The following is a 16717-nucleotide window of genomic DNA, read 5'->3' as shown; positions in this document are numbered from 1 at the left end:
GTTATAATACTTGTTTGAGTGCACTAAAGAGTTTGGTCAGTTGCAATACCAAATTACCACCTTGCTGTTGTTTGGTCGCCCGAGTAAACAGTAGCAGAGCCTGTTCAGCGGCGTTTAATTGCTGGAATGATACACCAGCCAAGGCGCGCTGGCGTAATTTTGCCTGCACGAATACACATAAAGTATCTACCAACTCAGGGTTTTTAGTCAAAATTGTCTGCAGCTCGCTCAATGGCATTGCTGTCAACGCCATCGTGTGCTGAAAAATGGTATCGATTTGTGGTAACACCTGAGCATCTTGCCAGTCTAAAACCAAGTATGGCTGACTGTCAAAATGACTAAGCCAAGGATGACTCGGTAAAGTTTGCGATTGCGAGGCTAACCACAACGCACCTTGATTTGCAGCGACATCCACTTTTAAGCAACGACTTAAAATAGTTGCTGGCAAACGCGAAATTTCATCACAAGTCAGTAGCAAATAACGTTTGCTATTGGGCTCTTCAAGGGTTTTCAATAAGGCGTTTGCGGCTGCGTCAGTCATATTTTGCGCCCGCTCAATCACAGCGACTTTATTGCCGCCTTGTTGGGCGGATTGTGTCACAAAGTGGCTTATCTCGCGCACGGCATCAACACCGATACTGGCATTGTCTTCGGCTAACAATAATTTATCTGGATGAGTGGCCGCACTCAATAAGCCACAGCTTTTACAATTACCGCAGGCGCTAAGCTGCTGTGGATTTTGACATAGCAGCGCATTGGCCAGCTGAGTGGCCAGTGCGCGTTTTCCAACTCCGCGCAAACCTGTCAACATAATGGCATGATGTAAGCGTCCTTGGCCATGCGCGTTTGCTAATTGTGTTCTGATTGCCTCTAACCAAGGAGCTAGCATGAGCGTGTTAAAAACTCGGTTAATGCTTGACGAATACTGCCCGTCACCACAGCCAGTTCAGCACCGGCATCAATGGTGACGGCATTGTCGGCCGCTGCGGCCAGTTTTTGATATTGAGCGCGCGTACGCTCAAAAAACGACAGCGCCTCTTGTTCAATTCTGTCTAGCTCCCCACGACCCCGCGCTCGCGCCAGACCCTGGGCGGGATCAATATCAAGATAGAGGATCAGATCGGGTTTTAGATCTTTTAATACTATCTCAGCTAACGCACCTAACGTCTTTTCACTTAAACCACGACCGCCGCCTTGATAAGCTTGCGAGGACCAATCATGGCGGTCAGAAAGCACCCATTTGCCTTCAGCTAATGCAGGGCGAACGACATTGTGCAGCAACTGCGCTCGGGCTGCATACATGAGTAATAATTCGGTTTCTGGCGCAATGCTCTCACTGTGCTCAGCTTTAACCAATAAACGTAATTGCTCAGCCAAGGGCGTCCCACCGGGCTCCCGCACTTTAATAAAAGGGATATTACGTGCAGCGAGCTGAGTTTCACACTCTGCCATTGCTGTTGATTTACCGGCCCCTTCAAGCCCTTCAATGACTAAAAATTTACCCTGCATTTTTGCTCTTTTTTAAATATTCCTGCACAGCTTGATTGTGTGCATTTAAATTGGTTGAAAAAGTGTGTCCGCCATTACCATCTGCAACAAAATACAGGAATTCGCTGCTTGCTGGTTGCACTGCTGCATACACCGCTGCCTTTGACGGCATAGCAATGGGCGTTGGCGGTAAGCCACTAATTTTATAAGTGTTATATGGCGTGTGTTGATTTAAATGGGCACGGGTAATATCACCTTGATACGCTTCACCTAGACCGTAAATCACAGTTGGATCGGTTTGCAGTCGCATCTTCTTATTCAAGCGGTTAATAAACACTGATGCGACTAAAGTTCGCTCCGCCGCAATTGCCGTTTCTTTTTCAATAATAGACGCCAAAATTAACGCCTCATAGGGCGAATTTAACGGTAACTCTGGGTGACGCGCTTGCCAAGCGGTATTGAGCGTGTTTTGCATATTTTGGTACGCACGTTTGACCATCGCAGAGGCTTTACTAGCCGCAGTATAATGATAGGTTTCGGGTAGCAGCCACCCTTCACCACTACCTGAGGCGCTAAATAACTGTGTGAGTTGCACATCATCGAGGTCAAAGTCCAGATATGGCGTGGTTTGCAATTTGCTGATGACTTGCTTAAGGGTTTCCCCTTCAATAATGGTAAAGCTGAATTGCTTCTGTTCACCACGAGCCAAACGCCGAAATGTGGTCGTGACTGTTTCGCCTTGGAGCTCGTATAAGCCTTTTTGCAGTTGGCCTAGCTCTGGCTGTAATTTAAACAACATCTGAAATGGCCAACAGGAATTTACCCAACCGCGTTGTTGCCAATCGCGACAGGTCGCCACTGCGCCTTGCCCCGCTTTTACTTCATATAAAGTTGCCGTGCCTAAGCTAAGCGTGGCGTTGGTTACGGTATTTTGCCAATTTTTAACTGCGACGCCAGCCAAAATCAGTGCGCCAATCAGCAACAATACAAAAAAACGTATTTTATTCATACAATCCAAATTGTCTGGCAAGGATCTTAACTTGCTTCATGTCCCAATACTGAGTACCTAACCGCTTTACCGCAACCAGCTGCATTAGGCTATTACATACAAACAAAGCATCACATTGCTGCCACTGCGAGAGCGGCCAAGTCACTGCTGTAATTGCCAAACGTTGCATTAAATGCTGCAAATAAACACCAAGAATACCACAATCAGTTAGCGCGGGGGTAACGATTTGGCCGTTGACAACCCCAAGCAAATTCGCCGCGCTGGTTTCCACAACATGGTCATCGTAGTCTAGCACCACCACATCGTCGACATTCTCTGCTTGCATGGCTTGTTTGATTAAGACTTGTTCGAGTCGATTTAAGGTTTTAAGTCCCGCTAATAGCGGTTGTTTTGCCAGTTTTATTGGGCTAATCCCAAGCTCTATTCCTGTATTAGCCAAGTTATCGTAATGTTGGGGATATGGTAGCAGTGAGACTACCACCGTCGCTGAACTCTCTCTTGGTGGCTGATACCCTCGCCCACCTACGCCGCGAGTAATGACAATTTTCACTACCGCAAGCGCACTGTCTGCCACAACTTCAGCAACTTTTTGTTCTATTAGCACTAAATCGAGTGGTTGGAAATAAAGCCGCGCCGCACACTCAACTAAACGCGCTTGATGCAAAGGCCAGTGCACCACTTTGCCATCCACCACCTTGGCGGTTGTGAAAAAACCATCACCGTAGTTAAAACCGCGGTCTTGTGTGTCGATAACGTTGGCAAAGTGCATAATATTCCCGAATAAAAACAAAAAAGCCCGGCGATGCCAGGCTCTTTAGTCAACTTTTACGGTGACGATTATACGCGTTTAAATAACAATGAACCATTGGTTCCACCGAAACCAAATGAGTTACATAGTGCGTATTCCAGCTTTGCATCACGTGCTATGTGCGGCACATAGTCAAGATCGCAGCCTTCATCTGGATTGTCAAGGTTGATTGTTGGTGTAACCTTTTGATCTTGCAATGACAAAATCGTGATAATCGATTCTACTGAACCCGCTGCACCAAGCAAATGGCCCATCATAGACTTAGAAGAACTGACCATCACAGATTTAGCCGCATCGCCAAATACTGATTTCACCGCTTGCGTTTCTGCTTTATCACCCGCTGAGGTCGATGTTCCGTGAGCGTTGATGTAACCTACGTCCGCTGCATTAACACCTGCATCATTCAATGCATTCACCATAGCCAAGGCCGCGCCTGCACCATCTTCTGGTGGCGAGGTCATGTGATAGGCGTCGCCGCTCATCCCAAAGCCAACTAACTCAGCATAAATTTTCGCACCACGGGCTTTCGCCTGCTCGTATTCTTCTAGCATGATAACGCCAGCGCCATCTGCAAGCACAAAACCGTCACGGTCTTTATCCCAAGGGCGTGATGCTGCCTGTGGGTTGTCATTACGAGTAGAAAGTGCACGTGCTGCGCTAAAGCCACCCATACCGATTGGCGTTGAGGCTTTTTCCGCACCACCGGCTAACATGGCATCCGCATCACCGTACGCAATCATGCGCGCGGCGTGACCGATATTATGTAAACCTGTGGTACAAGCCGTCACGATAGAAATGTTCGGGCCACGTAAACCATACATAATCGACAAATGGCCTGAGATCATGTTGATAATGGTTGAAGGTACATAAAACGGCGACAATTTACGTGGACCGCTTTCTAGCAACTTCACATGGTTTTCTTCAATCAGCGTTAAACCACCGATCCCGGAGCCAACCGCCACACCAACACGATGTGCATTTGATTCATTCACTTCTAAACCAGAATCTTTCAACGCCTGGGCACCTGCGTAGATACCGTATTGAATGAACAAGTCCATTTTTTTGGTGTCTTTTGCAGAAATATACTCGCTTGCGTCAAAGTCTCGAATGAGACCCGCAAACTTGGTGCCGAAATTAGTGGTATCAAAATGGGTGATATTTGAGATGCCGCTTTGGCCCGCAAGCAAACCTTGCCAGGTTGAACTCACGTCATTACCTAACGGTGTCAACATGCCTAAACCTGTTACAACGACTCGACGTTTAGCCACGGTGTCCTCCAAAAAAGGGAAACTGAATTTTGACGGGCAACATACCCTGTGGATTTCGAAATGCACGCACACCGCAAGCGATTAACTTCATCAGCAGCGCTGTTTCGGTATTCTGACCGCGCGGTTGCACTTTGAGTGCGACTTGTTGGGGCGACCAACATCCGAGCATTTTGAAACGCGACGGGTATAAATAGACTAAGGGCAGCGGATGCTGCCCAAAGAGATACGTTACTTACTCAGCGTGAGCAGTTACGTAATCGATCGCTGCTTGAACAGTAGTGATTTTCTCTGCTTCTTCATCAGGGATCTCAGTGTCAAACTCTTCCTCTAGCGCCATTACTAGCTCAACTGTGTCTAGAGAGTCAGCACCTAAATCATCAACAAAAGATGACTCTAATTTAACTTCTTCTTCTTTAACACCTAGTTGTTCAACGATGATTTTCTTTACGCGTTCTTGGATGTCGCTCATTCTTCTTTCCTTTATTTAAACGCAATGCGTTATTTTCAGATTGCGGCGTAGTTTACGGCGCCTATTTCTGTGATTCAAGGATTTAACCGTACTTTTTTGTCTGGTCAAACCTGTGTGTCCCAAAATTAACCTTTTATCGCTCATTTTAGCCGCGATTTCAAGTATGATTACGGCAAGATCACAAAAATTTCAATTTTAAAATAGGTTCAGGTTTACACCTTAAACCATGTACATCGCACCATTTACATGCAAAGTTTCGCCAGAAACGTATGCAGCTGCATCTGATGCCAAATAAACCACTGCTGCAGCAATTTCTTCTGGTTGGCCTAAGCGACCAGCTGGCACATTCGCCAACGTTGCCGCTTTTTGCTCGTCAGTGAGCTCATCTGTCATGTCAGTTTGAATAAATCCCGGTGCAATCACATTCACTGTAATACCACGAGAGGCTACTTCACGTGCTAATGACTTAGAAAAACCAATTACACCCGCCTTGGCAGCAGCATAGTTAGTTTGACCCGCATTACCCATTGAACCAACCACAGAGCCGATATTGATAATACGACCTGTTTTCTTCTTCATCATCGGACGAAGTACCGCTTTTGACAAGCGATAAATTGAGCTCAAGTTGGTATTGATGATGTCATCCCACTCTTGGTCTTTCATGCGCATTAGCAAATTATCGCGTGTGATACCGGCATTATTAACCAAAATGTCAATATCACCCAATTGCGCTTTAACAGCTTCAAGCAAAGCTTCGATTGAGTCTGCTTCAGAGACGTTCAATACAAATCCTTTGCCTTTATCACCTAAATACTCAGAGATTTTAGCCGCACCGGATTCACTGGTCGCTGTACCTGCAACAACCGCACCTTGTGCGACCAAGGCTTGTGCAATCGCTTTACCAATACCACGGCTTGCGCCTGTTACTAAGGCAACTTTGCCTTCTAAAGAAAATAACTTACTCATGGATTTCTCGATTATTTTGCTTGTGCAATAGTTTCTGTGCAATTTACCGCATCACATGCAAGTGATTTTTCGATGCGTTTTACCAATCCAGTAATGACTTTACCTGGACCAAACTCATAGCTTTGTGTAATGCCATCTGCGGCGATACGTTGGATAGTTTCAGTCCAGCGAACTGGGCTGTACAACTGACGTACTAACGCATCTTTAATCGCAGCGATGTCACTGGTCACGGTCACATCAACGTTGTTGACCACATCACATTCTGGCGCATTGAAAGTAATGGTTTCAAACGCAGCAGCAAGCTGCTTGGCCGCTGGCTCCATTAATGCGCAGTGCGATGGTACGCTTACAGATAGCGGTAGTGCACGTTTTGCACCCGCCGCTTTACAAGCTTCAGAAGCACGTTCAACGGCTTCTTTGTGTCCTGCGATAACAACTTGGCCTGGAGAGTTGTAGTTTACTGGCGCAACAACTTGACCTTGGGCACTGTCAGCACAGGCTTTAGCGATAGCTTCGTCGTCAAGACCGATAATTGCCGCCATTGAACCTACGCCTGCAGGTACTGCTTGTTGCATAAATTCGCCACGCTTTTCAACCAGTTTCACAGCGTCAGACAATGACAATACGCCTGCACAAACTAAAGCTGAGTATTCGCCAAGACTATGTCCAGCCATGACCACCTCAGTCGTTGGGTTGCTCGCGCGCCAAGCGCGATAGATAGCAACGCTAGCGGTTAATAACGCAGGTTGCGTACGATGGGTTTGATTAAGTTCGGCTTCTGGGCCATTTAGAACCAGATTTTGCAGATCATAACCGAGTGCGGCATTCGCCTCTGCAAAGGTTTGTTGCACAACAGGGTTATTTTCAATTAACTCGGCTAACATGCCGACTGCTTGAGAACCTTGTCCTGGGAACAATAATGCGATTTTTTGTGACATATTCTGCTCTTGCTTGTTTTACTTTTCGCAGCCCAGTCACAATAAGATCAATCGACTTTACTACTGGGCGACGTTGTGGTTGCAGTGCCGATGCGCTCAAACGCTGCTTGAATTTTTTCGGGAATTTGCCGTTCAACTTCGCGCGCGGCTTCCTCAATCGCTGCAAGAAACGCCTTTTTAGAAGCATTTCCATGGCTTTTAACTACAATACCGCACAATCCTACCAGACTTGCACCGTTATACTGGTCGGGGTTCACCCTTTTATAGAGCTTTTTTATAACGGGTCGCAGCAAAAATGCCAACACTTTATAAAAAAGATGCTTTTTCAGCGCTTTAGTGAACTTGTGCATGATGAGTTTGGCAATACCTTCACAGGTTTTTAGCGCCACATTACCGACAAAACCATCACAAACGATAACATGAGCCTTGCCAGAGAAAATGTCACTCCCTTCGCTATAGCCAATGTAATTCAGTTGTGGGCATTTCTTCATTAGTTCAGCGGCTTGTTTAATACCCTCGTGACCTTTGATATCTTCCGAACCAATATTCAAAAGACTGACCCGCGGCCTCTCTATACCAAGTCGGCGACTTGCAACCACTGAGCCCATCACACCAAACTGGAATAGTGTCTGTGGTTCGCAAAACACGTTGGCACCTAAGTCCAACAAATAAACTGGATCTTTGGTTTCGGTTGGTACCGCTGAAATAAGCGCTGGACGTTTTACACCCGGTAGGAGTTTAAGCACGTGCGTCGCCATAAAAAATAGCGCACCTGTGTTACCAGAACTGACGCAAGCTTGTGCTTCGCCGGATTTAACTAAGTCTAATGCCACACGCATAGAAGAATCTTTTTTACGTCGCAACGCTTGCGCAGGTTCGCAGCAATTCGTGACAACTTCATGGCAATGATGAATTTTTAGTCGAGGATGATTGAGGGAGTCGAGTTTATCAAGACCATCACGGATAACTTGTTCGTTACCGCACAAGATTAAGATCAACTGATCATTTTGATTTACTGCAGCCACGGCAGCAGGAATAGATGACCGGGGGCCATAATCGCCCCCCATCATATCTAACGCAATGGTTAGATGCGTAAGCATTAAGCAATCTCTTAGTTAGAAATTACTTTAACACCTTTGTAGTAACCGTCTGCAGTTACGTGGTGACGACGATGAGTTTCGCCAGAAACTTGATCAACAGTCAAAGCTGGACCAGTTAGAGCATCGTGTGAACGACGCATGCCACGTCTTGAACGAGACTTTTTATTTTGTTGTACCGCCATTAGCCTTCTCCTAAGAACTTTTCTTAAGTTGTTTCAATATCTCAAATGGATTTGGTTTGCTCTCTTCCGCTTCAATTTCGCCAAAGCTATGGGGCTCTGCCGAATACGAACAAGTAGCTTCTTCATGCATAGGCACTATTGGAATTGATAAAATTAATTCATCTTCAATAATTTGACGAAGATTAATTTCACCATGTTCGTCCAGTTCCACAACATCGTAGCTATCAGGAAGATCATCCGACTCTGCACCCAAACCGACTGGCGTATAAGCAAAGTCTTGTTCCAAATCCAACCCTAACTCCCCGTTACAGCGCTGACAAGTAACGTTTAAATGTGTTTGCATGTGACCGCGCACTACAACTAAACCTTGCTCGTCAAACTCACAACGGATTGTTACCGCTATTTCACCTGCTTCATCCAGCACAACTTGCTCTAAACGAGAAAGTTCTTCGAGTGGCACAATACCTTGGTAATCACTTCGGCGCTGCGCTGCCCTGCTGGGATCAAGCGTGATGGGAATTTTCACCTTTTGCATAGGGGCTGCATCATATAGATAGTTAGCAAGTTAGTCAAAATAAAAATCAACTTTCCTTTGTTTTATCCGTGTTGGCGCCCTATCCTATGGCGAAATTTTATCTGACTAGGTTACAGGTATGAAAACCAACCTTATTCTAGCGTCAAGTTCCCCATTTAGGCAGTCTATTTTGAAAAAATTTAATCTCAAGTTTACTGCTTTTGCGCCGGACATAGACGAAACACCTTTGGCACATGAAACTGCGCAGCAATTAGTCGCCCGATTAAGCGAACAAAAAGCGCGCACTGCCAAGCAGTTATTCACTGATGGTTTGGTTATCGGCTCAGATCAAGTCGCTGTTTTTGGCGATAGCATACTCGGCAAACCCCACACCAAGGCAAACGCCATAACTCAGCTCACTCAATTTAGTGGCCATAAGGTCACATTCCTGACTGGATTATCGGTATATGATATTGCCACTGACATGGCCAAAACCGTTGTCGAACCGTTTCATGTGCATTTTAGAGCGCTGAGTTCAGAAGAAATTGAACGCTATATAGATGTAGAACAACCGCTGCAATGCGCAGGGAGTTTTAAAAGTGAAGGATTAGGTATTTGTTTGTTTGAGAAGTTGGAAGGCGACGACCCAAATGCACTCATCGGCCTTCCGCTTATTCAATTGCAGCGTCTACTGGCAGACTTCGGCGTTAACGTGCTTATGTTGCAACACCGCAGCTAATTGCTGATAGCTATCAACAATTGCGACTGGCTGATAAGCAGCAAGCGTATCAGCCGTATCGACGCCAAATGTCACGCCGATGGCGTCAATACCGGCGTTACGCGCTAACTGCATATCGATTTTGGTGTCACCTACCATTACGGCATCAGCCGCCGCGATGCCAGTTTCAGCAAGAATATCTAGTAGCATTTGCGGGTGAGGCTTCGACTCTGCTTCGTCTGCGGTACGAGTGGTGCAAAAAAATGCGCGTGTGGCGCTTTTTTCGAGCATGCGGTCAAGCCCCGCGCGGTTCTTGCCCGTCGCGACAGCCAGTTTTATTCCTGCCGCTTTTAATGCGGTCAGAGTATTCCGCACATCAGCAAAAAGCGGCGTAGGTGTGGTATCCACTTCTTTATGCTGATGCTTGTATGCTTCTGCAAGTGCTGACCATTTCTCTTGTTCGTTTGGAAAAAGCGTTGCAACCGCGATGTCGAGCGACAATCCTATGATGCTTTTGGCGACCTCTGCTGAAGGAATGGCCACGCCGCAACTGACCGCAGCCATTTGTAAACAGTTGACAATTTTGTCCACCGAATCCATCACAGTGCCATCCCAATCAAAAATGACCAGCTGATACCGCATTAGCCCTTCCTTAATTGTGTGAGGCAGTTTTGCAACGCGTTATCCAGGGGTGCTTCAACATGGACTGTGGTCTCAAGCTTAGGATGCATAAAACGGAGCTCTTTGGCATGCAAGAATAAGCGCCCTAAACCTGCCGCGCGCATTTTGCTGTCAAACTCAGCATCACCGTATTTGTCATCACACGCTATGGGATGACCTTTACATTGGGTATGAACGCGAATTTGGTGGGTACGGCCTGTTACCGGTGATGCTTGTACCAAAGTAGCACCGTCAAACCGCTCAATCACTCTAAAACGCGTATGCGATGGTTTGCCCTCAACGGCATCCACGCGCACTACCCGCTCACCCGATTGTAGTGTGTTCTTTTTTAGCGGCTCATTCACATTTTTGTGCTTTGCGTCCCACTCGCCTTTTACCAAGGCAAGATAGTTCTTTTCCATGGTTTTTTCGCGCAGTTGCTCATGCAGCCCTTTAAGAATGACGCGTTTTTTCGAGATCAAAATACAACCTGAGGTATCGCGGTCTAAACGGTGCACCAGCTCAAGGTTACGCTCTTCAGGGCGTAACGCACGAATCGCTTCAATCAGACCGAAACTCAAACCACTGCCACCATGTACCGCAAGGCCAGCAGGCTTATTTAGTACCATCAGATACTTATCTTCAAATAAGATACAAGATTCAAGCTGCGTGACTTTATCCAGCTTGTTTAAGTTTTCTGGTACTTGCGACTCTCGTTCGGCAATCCGAATCGGCGGAATACGGACTTCATCATTAAGTTGTAACTTGTAAAGTGGCTTAGCGCGGCCTTTATTAACCCGAACTTCCCCTTTGCGTAAAATTTTGTAGACGGCGCTCTTTGGTACGCCCTTTAAAAAGGTGATCAAAAAGTTATCGATGCGTTGACCGGCCTGATCTTCATCGATGGTGACAAAGGTAACTTTTAAACCGCTGTTTTCTGACATTGCCTAATCACTGATTTGAGTAATAATTTATGTTGCTTACACGAGGATATTAGTGGGATAATCACCGCGCAATTGTTTGCAACAGGTGCTTTTACGCCTTGATATAATCGTGATGCACATTGGATGGATGATCATACAGCGCTAAGGGTAGAATTCCAAAGCTTTTATCGTCCTCCATGGTATAAACACGTGCGAATGACCAACTGCGATGCGCGTACTATGTCGCAGCCAACGTCAAACACGATTACACCACAGAAAAAGCAAAAACACATGGTACCTGTGTACGGCATCAAGCGCCGTTTTTTAGCATGATTAAATGCCATTGAAGCAAGCGCGGCAAAGTCCCGTGCCCGAATGCGTTGAACATGCATTGCAACTGAAGAATGTCACTTCAAAGGTTGTATACAGCTCGCGTTGAGCAAACCGCCAACGACAATCTGTACTGCTAAGTGTTGCCTTACGCAACTTGGTATGTGCTTTGTCATGTTTTTGGCGTGGCTCCGCAGCGGATACATAACAGTGAAGAACACCCTTCGCTTTGCTCTGCGCGCAAGTCTTAATGGAAAGGTTCCCTCTCCCCAGTCGTGAGACTGCATTTAAAAAATGGAACACTAAAAAACGCCCCTAGTTGCCGTGATGGGTGCTGAGAAGAAGTGAAAAGTAGAGTAATAATATGAAAAGAATGCTGATCAATGCTACGCAGCAAGAAGAAATGCGCGTTGCACTGGTTGACGGCCAACGCTTATACGATCTAGATATCGAAAGCCCAGGTCACGAACAGAAAAAAGCCAATATTTACAAAGGCAAAATCACCCGTATCGAACCCTCTTTAGAAGCTGCTTTCGTCGACTATGGCGCTGAGCGTCACGGCTTCCTTCCGCTAAAAGAAATCGCAAAACAATATTTTCCTGATGGTTATGCATTCAGTGGCCGCCCAAACATCAAAGATGTGATCAAAGAAGGCCAAGAAGTTATTGTTCAAATCGATAAAGAAGAGCGCGGCCAAAAAGGCGCTGCCCTTACTACCTTTATCAGCGTGGCGGGTAGTTACTTGGTGCTAATGCCAAATAACCCACGTGCAGGCGGTATTTCTCGTCGTATCGAAGGCGATGAGCGAATTGAACTTAAAGACACCTTGAGCCGCTTAAACCTGCCAAAAGGCATGGGCTTAATCGTGCGTACTGCTGGTGTTGGCAAGTCGTTTGAAGAGCTGGAATACGATTTAAAAGCCTTGTTAGTGCACTGGGATGCAATCCAGAAAGCCGCTGACAGTCGTAAGGCGCCTTTCCTTATCCACCAAGAAAGTAACGTAATTTTCCGCGCTATTCGCGATTATTTACGTCGTGACATCGGTGAAATCCTTATTGATAAAGCGAAAGTTTTCGAAGAAGCCAAAGCCCATATCGAGCGTTTCCGCCCAGATTTCCTTAACCGCGTAAAACTCTATCAAGGTGACGTACCACTATTTACTCACTACCAGATTGAAAGCCAAATTGAATCGGCGTTTAAACGTGAAGTACGTTTACCATCTGGTGGCTCTATCGTTATCGACCCAACAGAAGCGTTAACCTCTATCGATATTAACTCTTCAAAAGCCACTAAAGGCGGCGATATCGAAGAAACCGCACTGAACACCAACCTTGAAGCGGCTGACGAAATTGCCCGTCAACTACGTTTACGCGACTTAGGTGGTTTGATTGTCATCGACTTTATCGACATGACTCCACCACGCCACCAACGCGAAGTAGAAAATCGCCTTAAAGATGCCGTACGTGCTGACCGCGCGCGCGTGCAAATTGGCAAAATCTCACGTTTTGGTTTATTGGAAATGTCACGTCAACGTCTTCGTCCATCACTGGGTGAAGCGAGCCAGCACAGCTGTCCACGTTGTGATGGTCAAGGCACAATTCGTTCAAATGAATCATTGGCGTTATCAATTCTGCGTTTAATCGAAGAAGAAGCAATTAAAGACAACACCGCACAAGTGAATGCACAGGTGCCGGTTGCTGTTGCCTCTTACCTGTTGAACGAAAAGCGTCGCTCAGTACAAACTATTGAGAAACGTCATGAATGTTCAGTGGTTATCATTCCAAATCCACATTTGGACACGCCACATTATGAAGTAGTACGCGTACGTCAAGACGAGATCTCAGAACTTGCCAGCTATGAGCAAATTGTTGAGCCAGAACTAGAGTTAATCGAAGTTTCGCGACCACAAGCTATTCATAAAGAAGAGCCTGTGCTTAAAGGCGTAGTTATGCCTCAAGCGCCAATAGTGACTCAACCAGCTACAGTGGCGCCAGTAAGTGCACCAGTTGCAACCGCAAAAAGCGATGAAATGGGCTTACTGACTCGCCTAGGTAACTGGATAAAGTCTCTATTTACCCCAGCAGCAACCCCTGCGACCAGCACGGAAACTGACAAGCGTGAGCGCCCACAACGTGAGCCACGTCATGACAACCGTCGTCGTCAGCAACAAAAACGTCGTGGCCGTTCAAATCGCGACCAACGTGATGACGAAATGCAGGATAAGCCGCAGCAAGAGCGAGCTCAGGAACGTGGTCAAGACCGCAATCAAGAGCGTGCGCCAGAACGTCATGCAGATAAAGCACAAGATCAGAAGTCTGACAACAATAAACGTCGTCGTCAGCCGCAGCGTAAACGCCCTGATCAAGACAAACCACAAGTAGCTCAAACTAGCGAGTCGTTTGACGTTATTGAAGACGCATTAGAAAACAATGTTGAGGCTAAGGTAAAACCACGCCGTCAACGTCGTAACCTACGTAAGAAAGTGCGTATTGATAACGACAATGCGGTCAGCAACCTTGAGTTAGCAGATGAAGTGGTTGAGCCAGCTGAACACGATGAAGCGCCAGCAAGCCAAGCAACTGTTAACAGTGCAGCAATGTCTGAAAGCGTAACTGAACTCAACAGTGTTGAAACTGAGCAAACACAAGCCGTCGAGGTTGAAAAGCCAGCGCGTCGCCAACAAAAGCCACGTGCGCCAAAAGCACCTCGCCATGACGAAGAAACGCCTCTTGTAGCTGCAGCTGCGCTAGAAACGGCCGAAGAGCAAATCACCGAAGTGGTAGATGGTGAAGACAATGCTGATGGTTTGGAAGACAAAGACGGTCGTACCCGTTCACGTCGTTCACCACGTCATTTACGCGCAGCAGGTCAACGTCGTCGTCGCCCTGAAGGTGAAAAGAAAGATGCACCTATGGCATTTGTACCCGTTGCAGATCAAGCAGCAGCGGAATACGAGGCCGAGCTCAAAGCCAAAGCGCAAACGCTTGGTGAGCAAGACGCTGTTGATAATGATGAAAGTGAAGTAACTGCCGCTGCAACCGTGGTAAATCCGCAAATCACGGATGCAGTAGAGCGTACTCCTGTAGCAACACCTGAAGCTGAAGTTGCAGTTACAGCACCAAGTACTGAAGTATTAGCTACTGATGAGGCTGAGCAAAGCAATGCATTAACAGGCAACGAAGCTGCTGTTGAAACTCCTGCGCTAGAAGTCACAACGACTGAAACGCCTGAGCTTGAAAATGCTGTGGTTGAAAACCTTGATGAGCATGTAGTCACTGAGTCGTTAGATACTGCTAAGGCACCTGCACAGCCAGTAGCGCAAGTTCCTGCCGAGGTTGAAGCACAAGACGTATCAACAGTAGAAGTTGCCACTGACACCGTAGAAACTACCCCAACTGTTGAAACTGCTCACGAAGTTGAGCCAGTCGTCGAAGCAACAGCCACTGTAGCCGAGGTAGTAACCCCAGCTCCTGCTGTGACTACGACTGAAACGGCAAGCAAGAGCCGTGTGCGTTTCGCACAAAACAGCTCTGCCCCTATGACTAAAGCCAGCTCATCGACTGAGCAGCTTGAATCAGTAACGCCAGCTGTGATGCCAGATAGTGTACGTGAACCGCTAGTTCATAGCCGCACTGGCGTTGGTTCTAAGTCAATTGGTGGCCGTGCAAGTGCTGCGATGGCCTCGACTATGGCAGCAACGGGCCAAGAGTAATAATTACCAAGGCAACCGACTGGTTGCCCTCGAACAAGAATGCCGCTTTAACTGAGCGGCATTTTTTTTAACTGGAAATTGCTTCAAGAAAGTAACATGACAGCATCTATGTTATTTTGCTTTGTATAGCGCATCTAGTCGCCAATATCTGCCCAAATTATACCTATCTAATTAACTAAGCGTTCTTGACGGGTTAGCCAGGTGCTAATTTGGATTGGCATTTTTGGACTGATATCAATCGTTCACCAGCCAACATGCCTTTTGCCACATGAAAAGAGGTTTAGCTGGCCAAATCTAGGTTCAACCTGAGCTTGCCAATTGCGGAGCAACTTCACGACGCTTTATTAACTCGGTCAAAAGCTCTGGGCGAAATGGCCAAGACCAATGCGTTGCCCTTGGTGACAAATGTTGCTCTATAAACATCCAGACACACACCAACATCATGGCACCAAACATCAGCGAGAAAGAGTCGAATAACATTGGATACACCATTAAATGCCAACAGGAAACGATGCACCAAAAGCTTTTCTTTACCGCATAGCGAATACAATCATTACAATAAGCCAACCCTGATAGCGCCAAACGCTGCGTATAGTGGCAATAATTCAAGCCCCACTGTTTTAGCGGAGAGGATTGCCAAATCAATAAGATCAGTAATCCTACGCTCAATACCAGCCAGTTTGCTACAGGCTGTACAAAAACTAATAACAGATTACAGAGTACGCCTATCGTCATCCATAACATTAAATAAACCGTACAAAATAATGCTACGCCAATAAAGCGTAAACGTGGCAGACTGCGCTGCCAAATATGCCGTATTGCATTGTGGAGTAAGGGAAACATCATCGCCACAATCATCAATGTCCAACCCATCAGCTGCGACAATACTTGCCACCCGAATAACTGTTGTTCTACAGGCGCTTTTTCCACATGAGCACTGTGATGATGATTATGTTGCTCAGCTACCGCAGATGCCTCTTGATGATGCTGATGTATTACCTCTTCCGATTGCTGATTAAGATGCGCTTCATGATTATGACCACCTGCCCATAGCAGACCCCAAGCTACAGCGGAGATCAATAACAAAATTGGTAACGGCGGCTGCGAAAGAAAGCGTATGTAACTACTTAAAGCCATAACTACGTCCTTATCCCTGTGAAGTGAGTGTGAGGTGTTTAATATGTAAAGGTATGTGATGCTGTTTATTCAAACGAGGTTTTAGCACTAATTTACACAGGCTGGCCAAATTGGCTTGATTAGTGCTGAGCGCTATTAGCGCAGGACTCAGATCTGCAATAATGGTGAGACCCGCTGACAACTTGCTGGCGTTTTTCAGTCCATAAAGTCCCTCGGTTACCACTTGTATCGAGGTTTGAGGTGTGCATATGCTTATTTCCAGAGTGATCCCTTCCACGCCACCGGACAGGCCAGAGATTTGTAGATATACCCCAGCGTGCTTTTGGAGCAGCTCTAGCAATTGCGCCACCGTTCCTAAAGGCAAAAAGACCTGCTGAACAATGTCTAACTCTTCAAATATCGGCCCGATTGAATCGTTATGCTCACTTGATGTGCTCACTTTGCTTTCATCCATTTCATTTAGCATAAGTGGCGCAGCCACCAAGGCTGCACCAC

General features: G+C 46.5%; 17 protein-coding genes. 2 read left to right on the top strand and 15 right to left on the bottom strand.

Annotated features, from left to right (window positions below):
- Nucleotide 1: 1 nt before the first annotated feature.
- From ACFOEE_RS01470 to yceD, 11 genes are all read right to left on the bottom strand, one after another.
- On the bottom strand, nt 2-889 hold the full coding sequence (locus ACFOEE_RS01470) for a DNA polymerase III subunit delta' (RefSeq protein WP_377120193.1): 888 nt from the start codon (nt 887-889) through the stop codon (nt 2-4).
- Nucleotides 883-1509 carry a dTMP kinase gene (gene tmk / locus ACFOEE_RS01465; protein WP_377120191.1) on the bottom strand — a complete coding sequence of 209 codons (627 nt, stop codon included), beginning with the start codon at nt 1507-1509 and terminating at the stop codon, nt 883-885. Before tmk ends, ACFOEE_RS01470 begins: the two co-directional genes overlap by 7 nt.
- The gene (mltG, locus tag ACFOEE_RS01460; RefSeq protein ID WP_377120189.1) at nt 1499-2497 is read right to left on the bottom strand and encodes an endolytic transglycosylase MltG; all 999 of its coding nucleotides are present in this window, start codon (nt 2495-2497) and stop codon (nt 1499-1501) included. The genes tmk and mltG overlap by 11 nt, the downstream gene beginning before the upstream one ends.
- Nucleotides 2490-3266, bottom strand: coding sequence for an aminodeoxychorismate lyase (gene pabC / locus ACFOEE_RS01455; protein ID WP_377120187.1), 777 nt, complete (start codon nt 3264-3266; stop codon nt 2490-2492). Before pabC ends, mltG begins: the two co-directional genes overlap by 8 nt.
- A gap of 68 nt (nt 3267-3334) precedes the next feature.
- Nucleotides 3335-4573, bottom strand: a complete 1239-nt coding sequence (fabF, locus tag ACFOEE_RS01450) for a beta-ketoacyl-ACP synthase II (RefSeq protein WP_377120185.1) — start codon at nt 4571-4573, stop codon at nt 3335-3337.
- Between the two features lie 232 nt (nt 4574-4805).
- A complete protein-coding gene (gene acpP / locus ACFOEE_RS01445) occupies nt 4806-5042 on the bottom strand; it encodes an acyl carrier protein (protein WP_377120183.1) in 237 nt (78 codons plus the stop codon).
- A 219-nt stretch (nt 5043-5261) separates the two neighbouring features.
- A complete protein-coding gene (gene fabG / locus ACFOEE_RS01440) occupies nt 5262-6008 on the bottom strand; it encodes a 3-oxoacyl-ACP reductase FabG (protein WP_377120181.1) in 747 nt (248 codons plus the stop codon).
- 11 nt (nt 6009-6019) lie between these two features.
- The gene (gene fabD, locus ACFOEE_RS01435) at nt 6020-6946 is read right to left on the bottom strand and encodes an ACP S-malonyltransferase (protein ID WP_377120179.1); all 927 of its coding nucleotides are present in this window, start codon (nt 6944-6946) and stop codon (nt 6020-6022) included.
- A gap of 47 nt (nt 6947-6993) precedes the next feature.
- A complete protein-coding gene (gene plsX, locus ACFOEE_RS01430; RefSeq protein ID WP_377120177.1) occupies nt 6994-8046 on the bottom strand; it encodes a phosphate acyltransferase PlsX in 1053 nt (350 codons plus the stop codon).
- 11 nt (nt 8047-8057) lie between these two features.
- The gene (gene rpmF / locus ACFOEE_RS01425) at nt 8058-8228 is read right to left on the bottom strand and encodes a 50S ribosomal protein L32 (RefSeq protein WP_377120175.1); all 171 of its coding nucleotides are present in this window, start codon (nt 8226-8228) and stop codon (nt 8058-8060) included.
- A gap of 10 nt (nt 8229-8238) precedes the next feature.
- Nucleotides 8239-8763 carry a 23S rRNA accumulation protein YceD gene (gene yceD, locus ACFOEE_RS01420; RefSeq protein WP_377120173.1) on the bottom strand — a complete coding sequence of 175 codons (525 nt, stop codon included), beginning with the start codon at nt 8761-8763 and terminating at the stop codon, nt 8239-8241.
- Between the two features lie 118 nt (nt 8764-8881).
- On the opposite strand from yceD, the gene ACFOEE_RS01415 reads away from it, so the two are divergent.
- A complete protein-coding gene (locus ACFOEE_RS01415) occupies nt 8882-9481 on the top strand; it encodes a Maf family protein (protein WP_377120171.1) in 600 nt (199 codons plus the stop codon).
- Here the strand turns inward: ACFOEE_RS01415 and ACFOEE_RS01410 are convergent.
- Both ACFOEE_RS01410 and rluC read right to left on the bottom strand, forming a co-directional pair.
- The gene (locus ACFOEE_RS01410) at nt 9431-10102 is read right to left on the bottom strand and encodes an HAD-IA family hydrolase (RefSeq protein WP_377120169.1); all 672 of its coding nucleotides are present in this window, start codon (nt 10100-10102) and stop codon (nt 9431-9433) included. The genes ACFOEE_RS01415 and ACFOEE_RS01410 overlap by 51 nt on opposite strands.
- The gene (gene rluC, locus ACFOEE_RS01405; RefSeq protein ID WP_377120167.1) at nt 10102-11064 is read right to left on the bottom strand and encodes a 23S rRNA pseudouridine(955/2504/2580) synthase RluC; all 963 of its coding nucleotides are present in this window, start codon (nt 11062-11064) and stop codon (nt 10102-10104) included. The genes ACFOEE_RS01410 and rluC overlap by 1 nt, the downstream gene beginning before the upstream one ends.
- A 673-nt stretch (nt 11065-11737) precedes the next feature.
- On the opposite strand from rluC, the gene rne reads away from it, so the two are divergent.
- Nucleotides 11738-15085: a ribonuclease E gene (gene rne / locus ACFOEE_RS01400; protein WP_377120165.1), complete on the top strand. Its 3348-nt coding sequence runs from the start codon at nt 11738-11740 to the stop codon at nt 15083-15085.
- 300 nt (nt 15086-15385) lie between these two features.
- Here the strand turns inward: rne and ACFOEE_RS01395 are convergent, their stop codons facing one another.
- Nucleotides 15386-16222, bottom strand: coding sequence for a copper chaperone (locus tag ACFOEE_RS01395; RefSeq protein ID WP_377120163.1), 837 nt, complete (start codon nt 16220-16222; stop codon nt 15386-15388).
- 10 nt (nt 16223-16232) lie between these two features.
- Nucleotides 16233-16703: a hypothetical protein gene (locus ACFOEE_RS01390; protein ID WP_377120161.1), complete on the bottom strand. Its 471-nt coding sequence runs from the start codon at nt 16701-16703 to the stop codon at nt 16233-16235.
- Between the last annotated feature and the right edge of the window lie 14 nt (nt 16704-16717).

The organism is Pseudoalteromonas fenneropenaei (genome assembly GCF_042643375.1).
Classification (GTDB): Bacteria; Pseudomonadota; Gammaproteobacteria; order Enterobacterales; family Alteromonadaceae; genus Pseudoalteromonas; species Pseudoalteromonas fenneropenaei.
The sequence above is the reverse complement of the archived record's forward strand: the minus strand, read 5'-3'. Positions and strand labels throughout refer to the sequence as shown.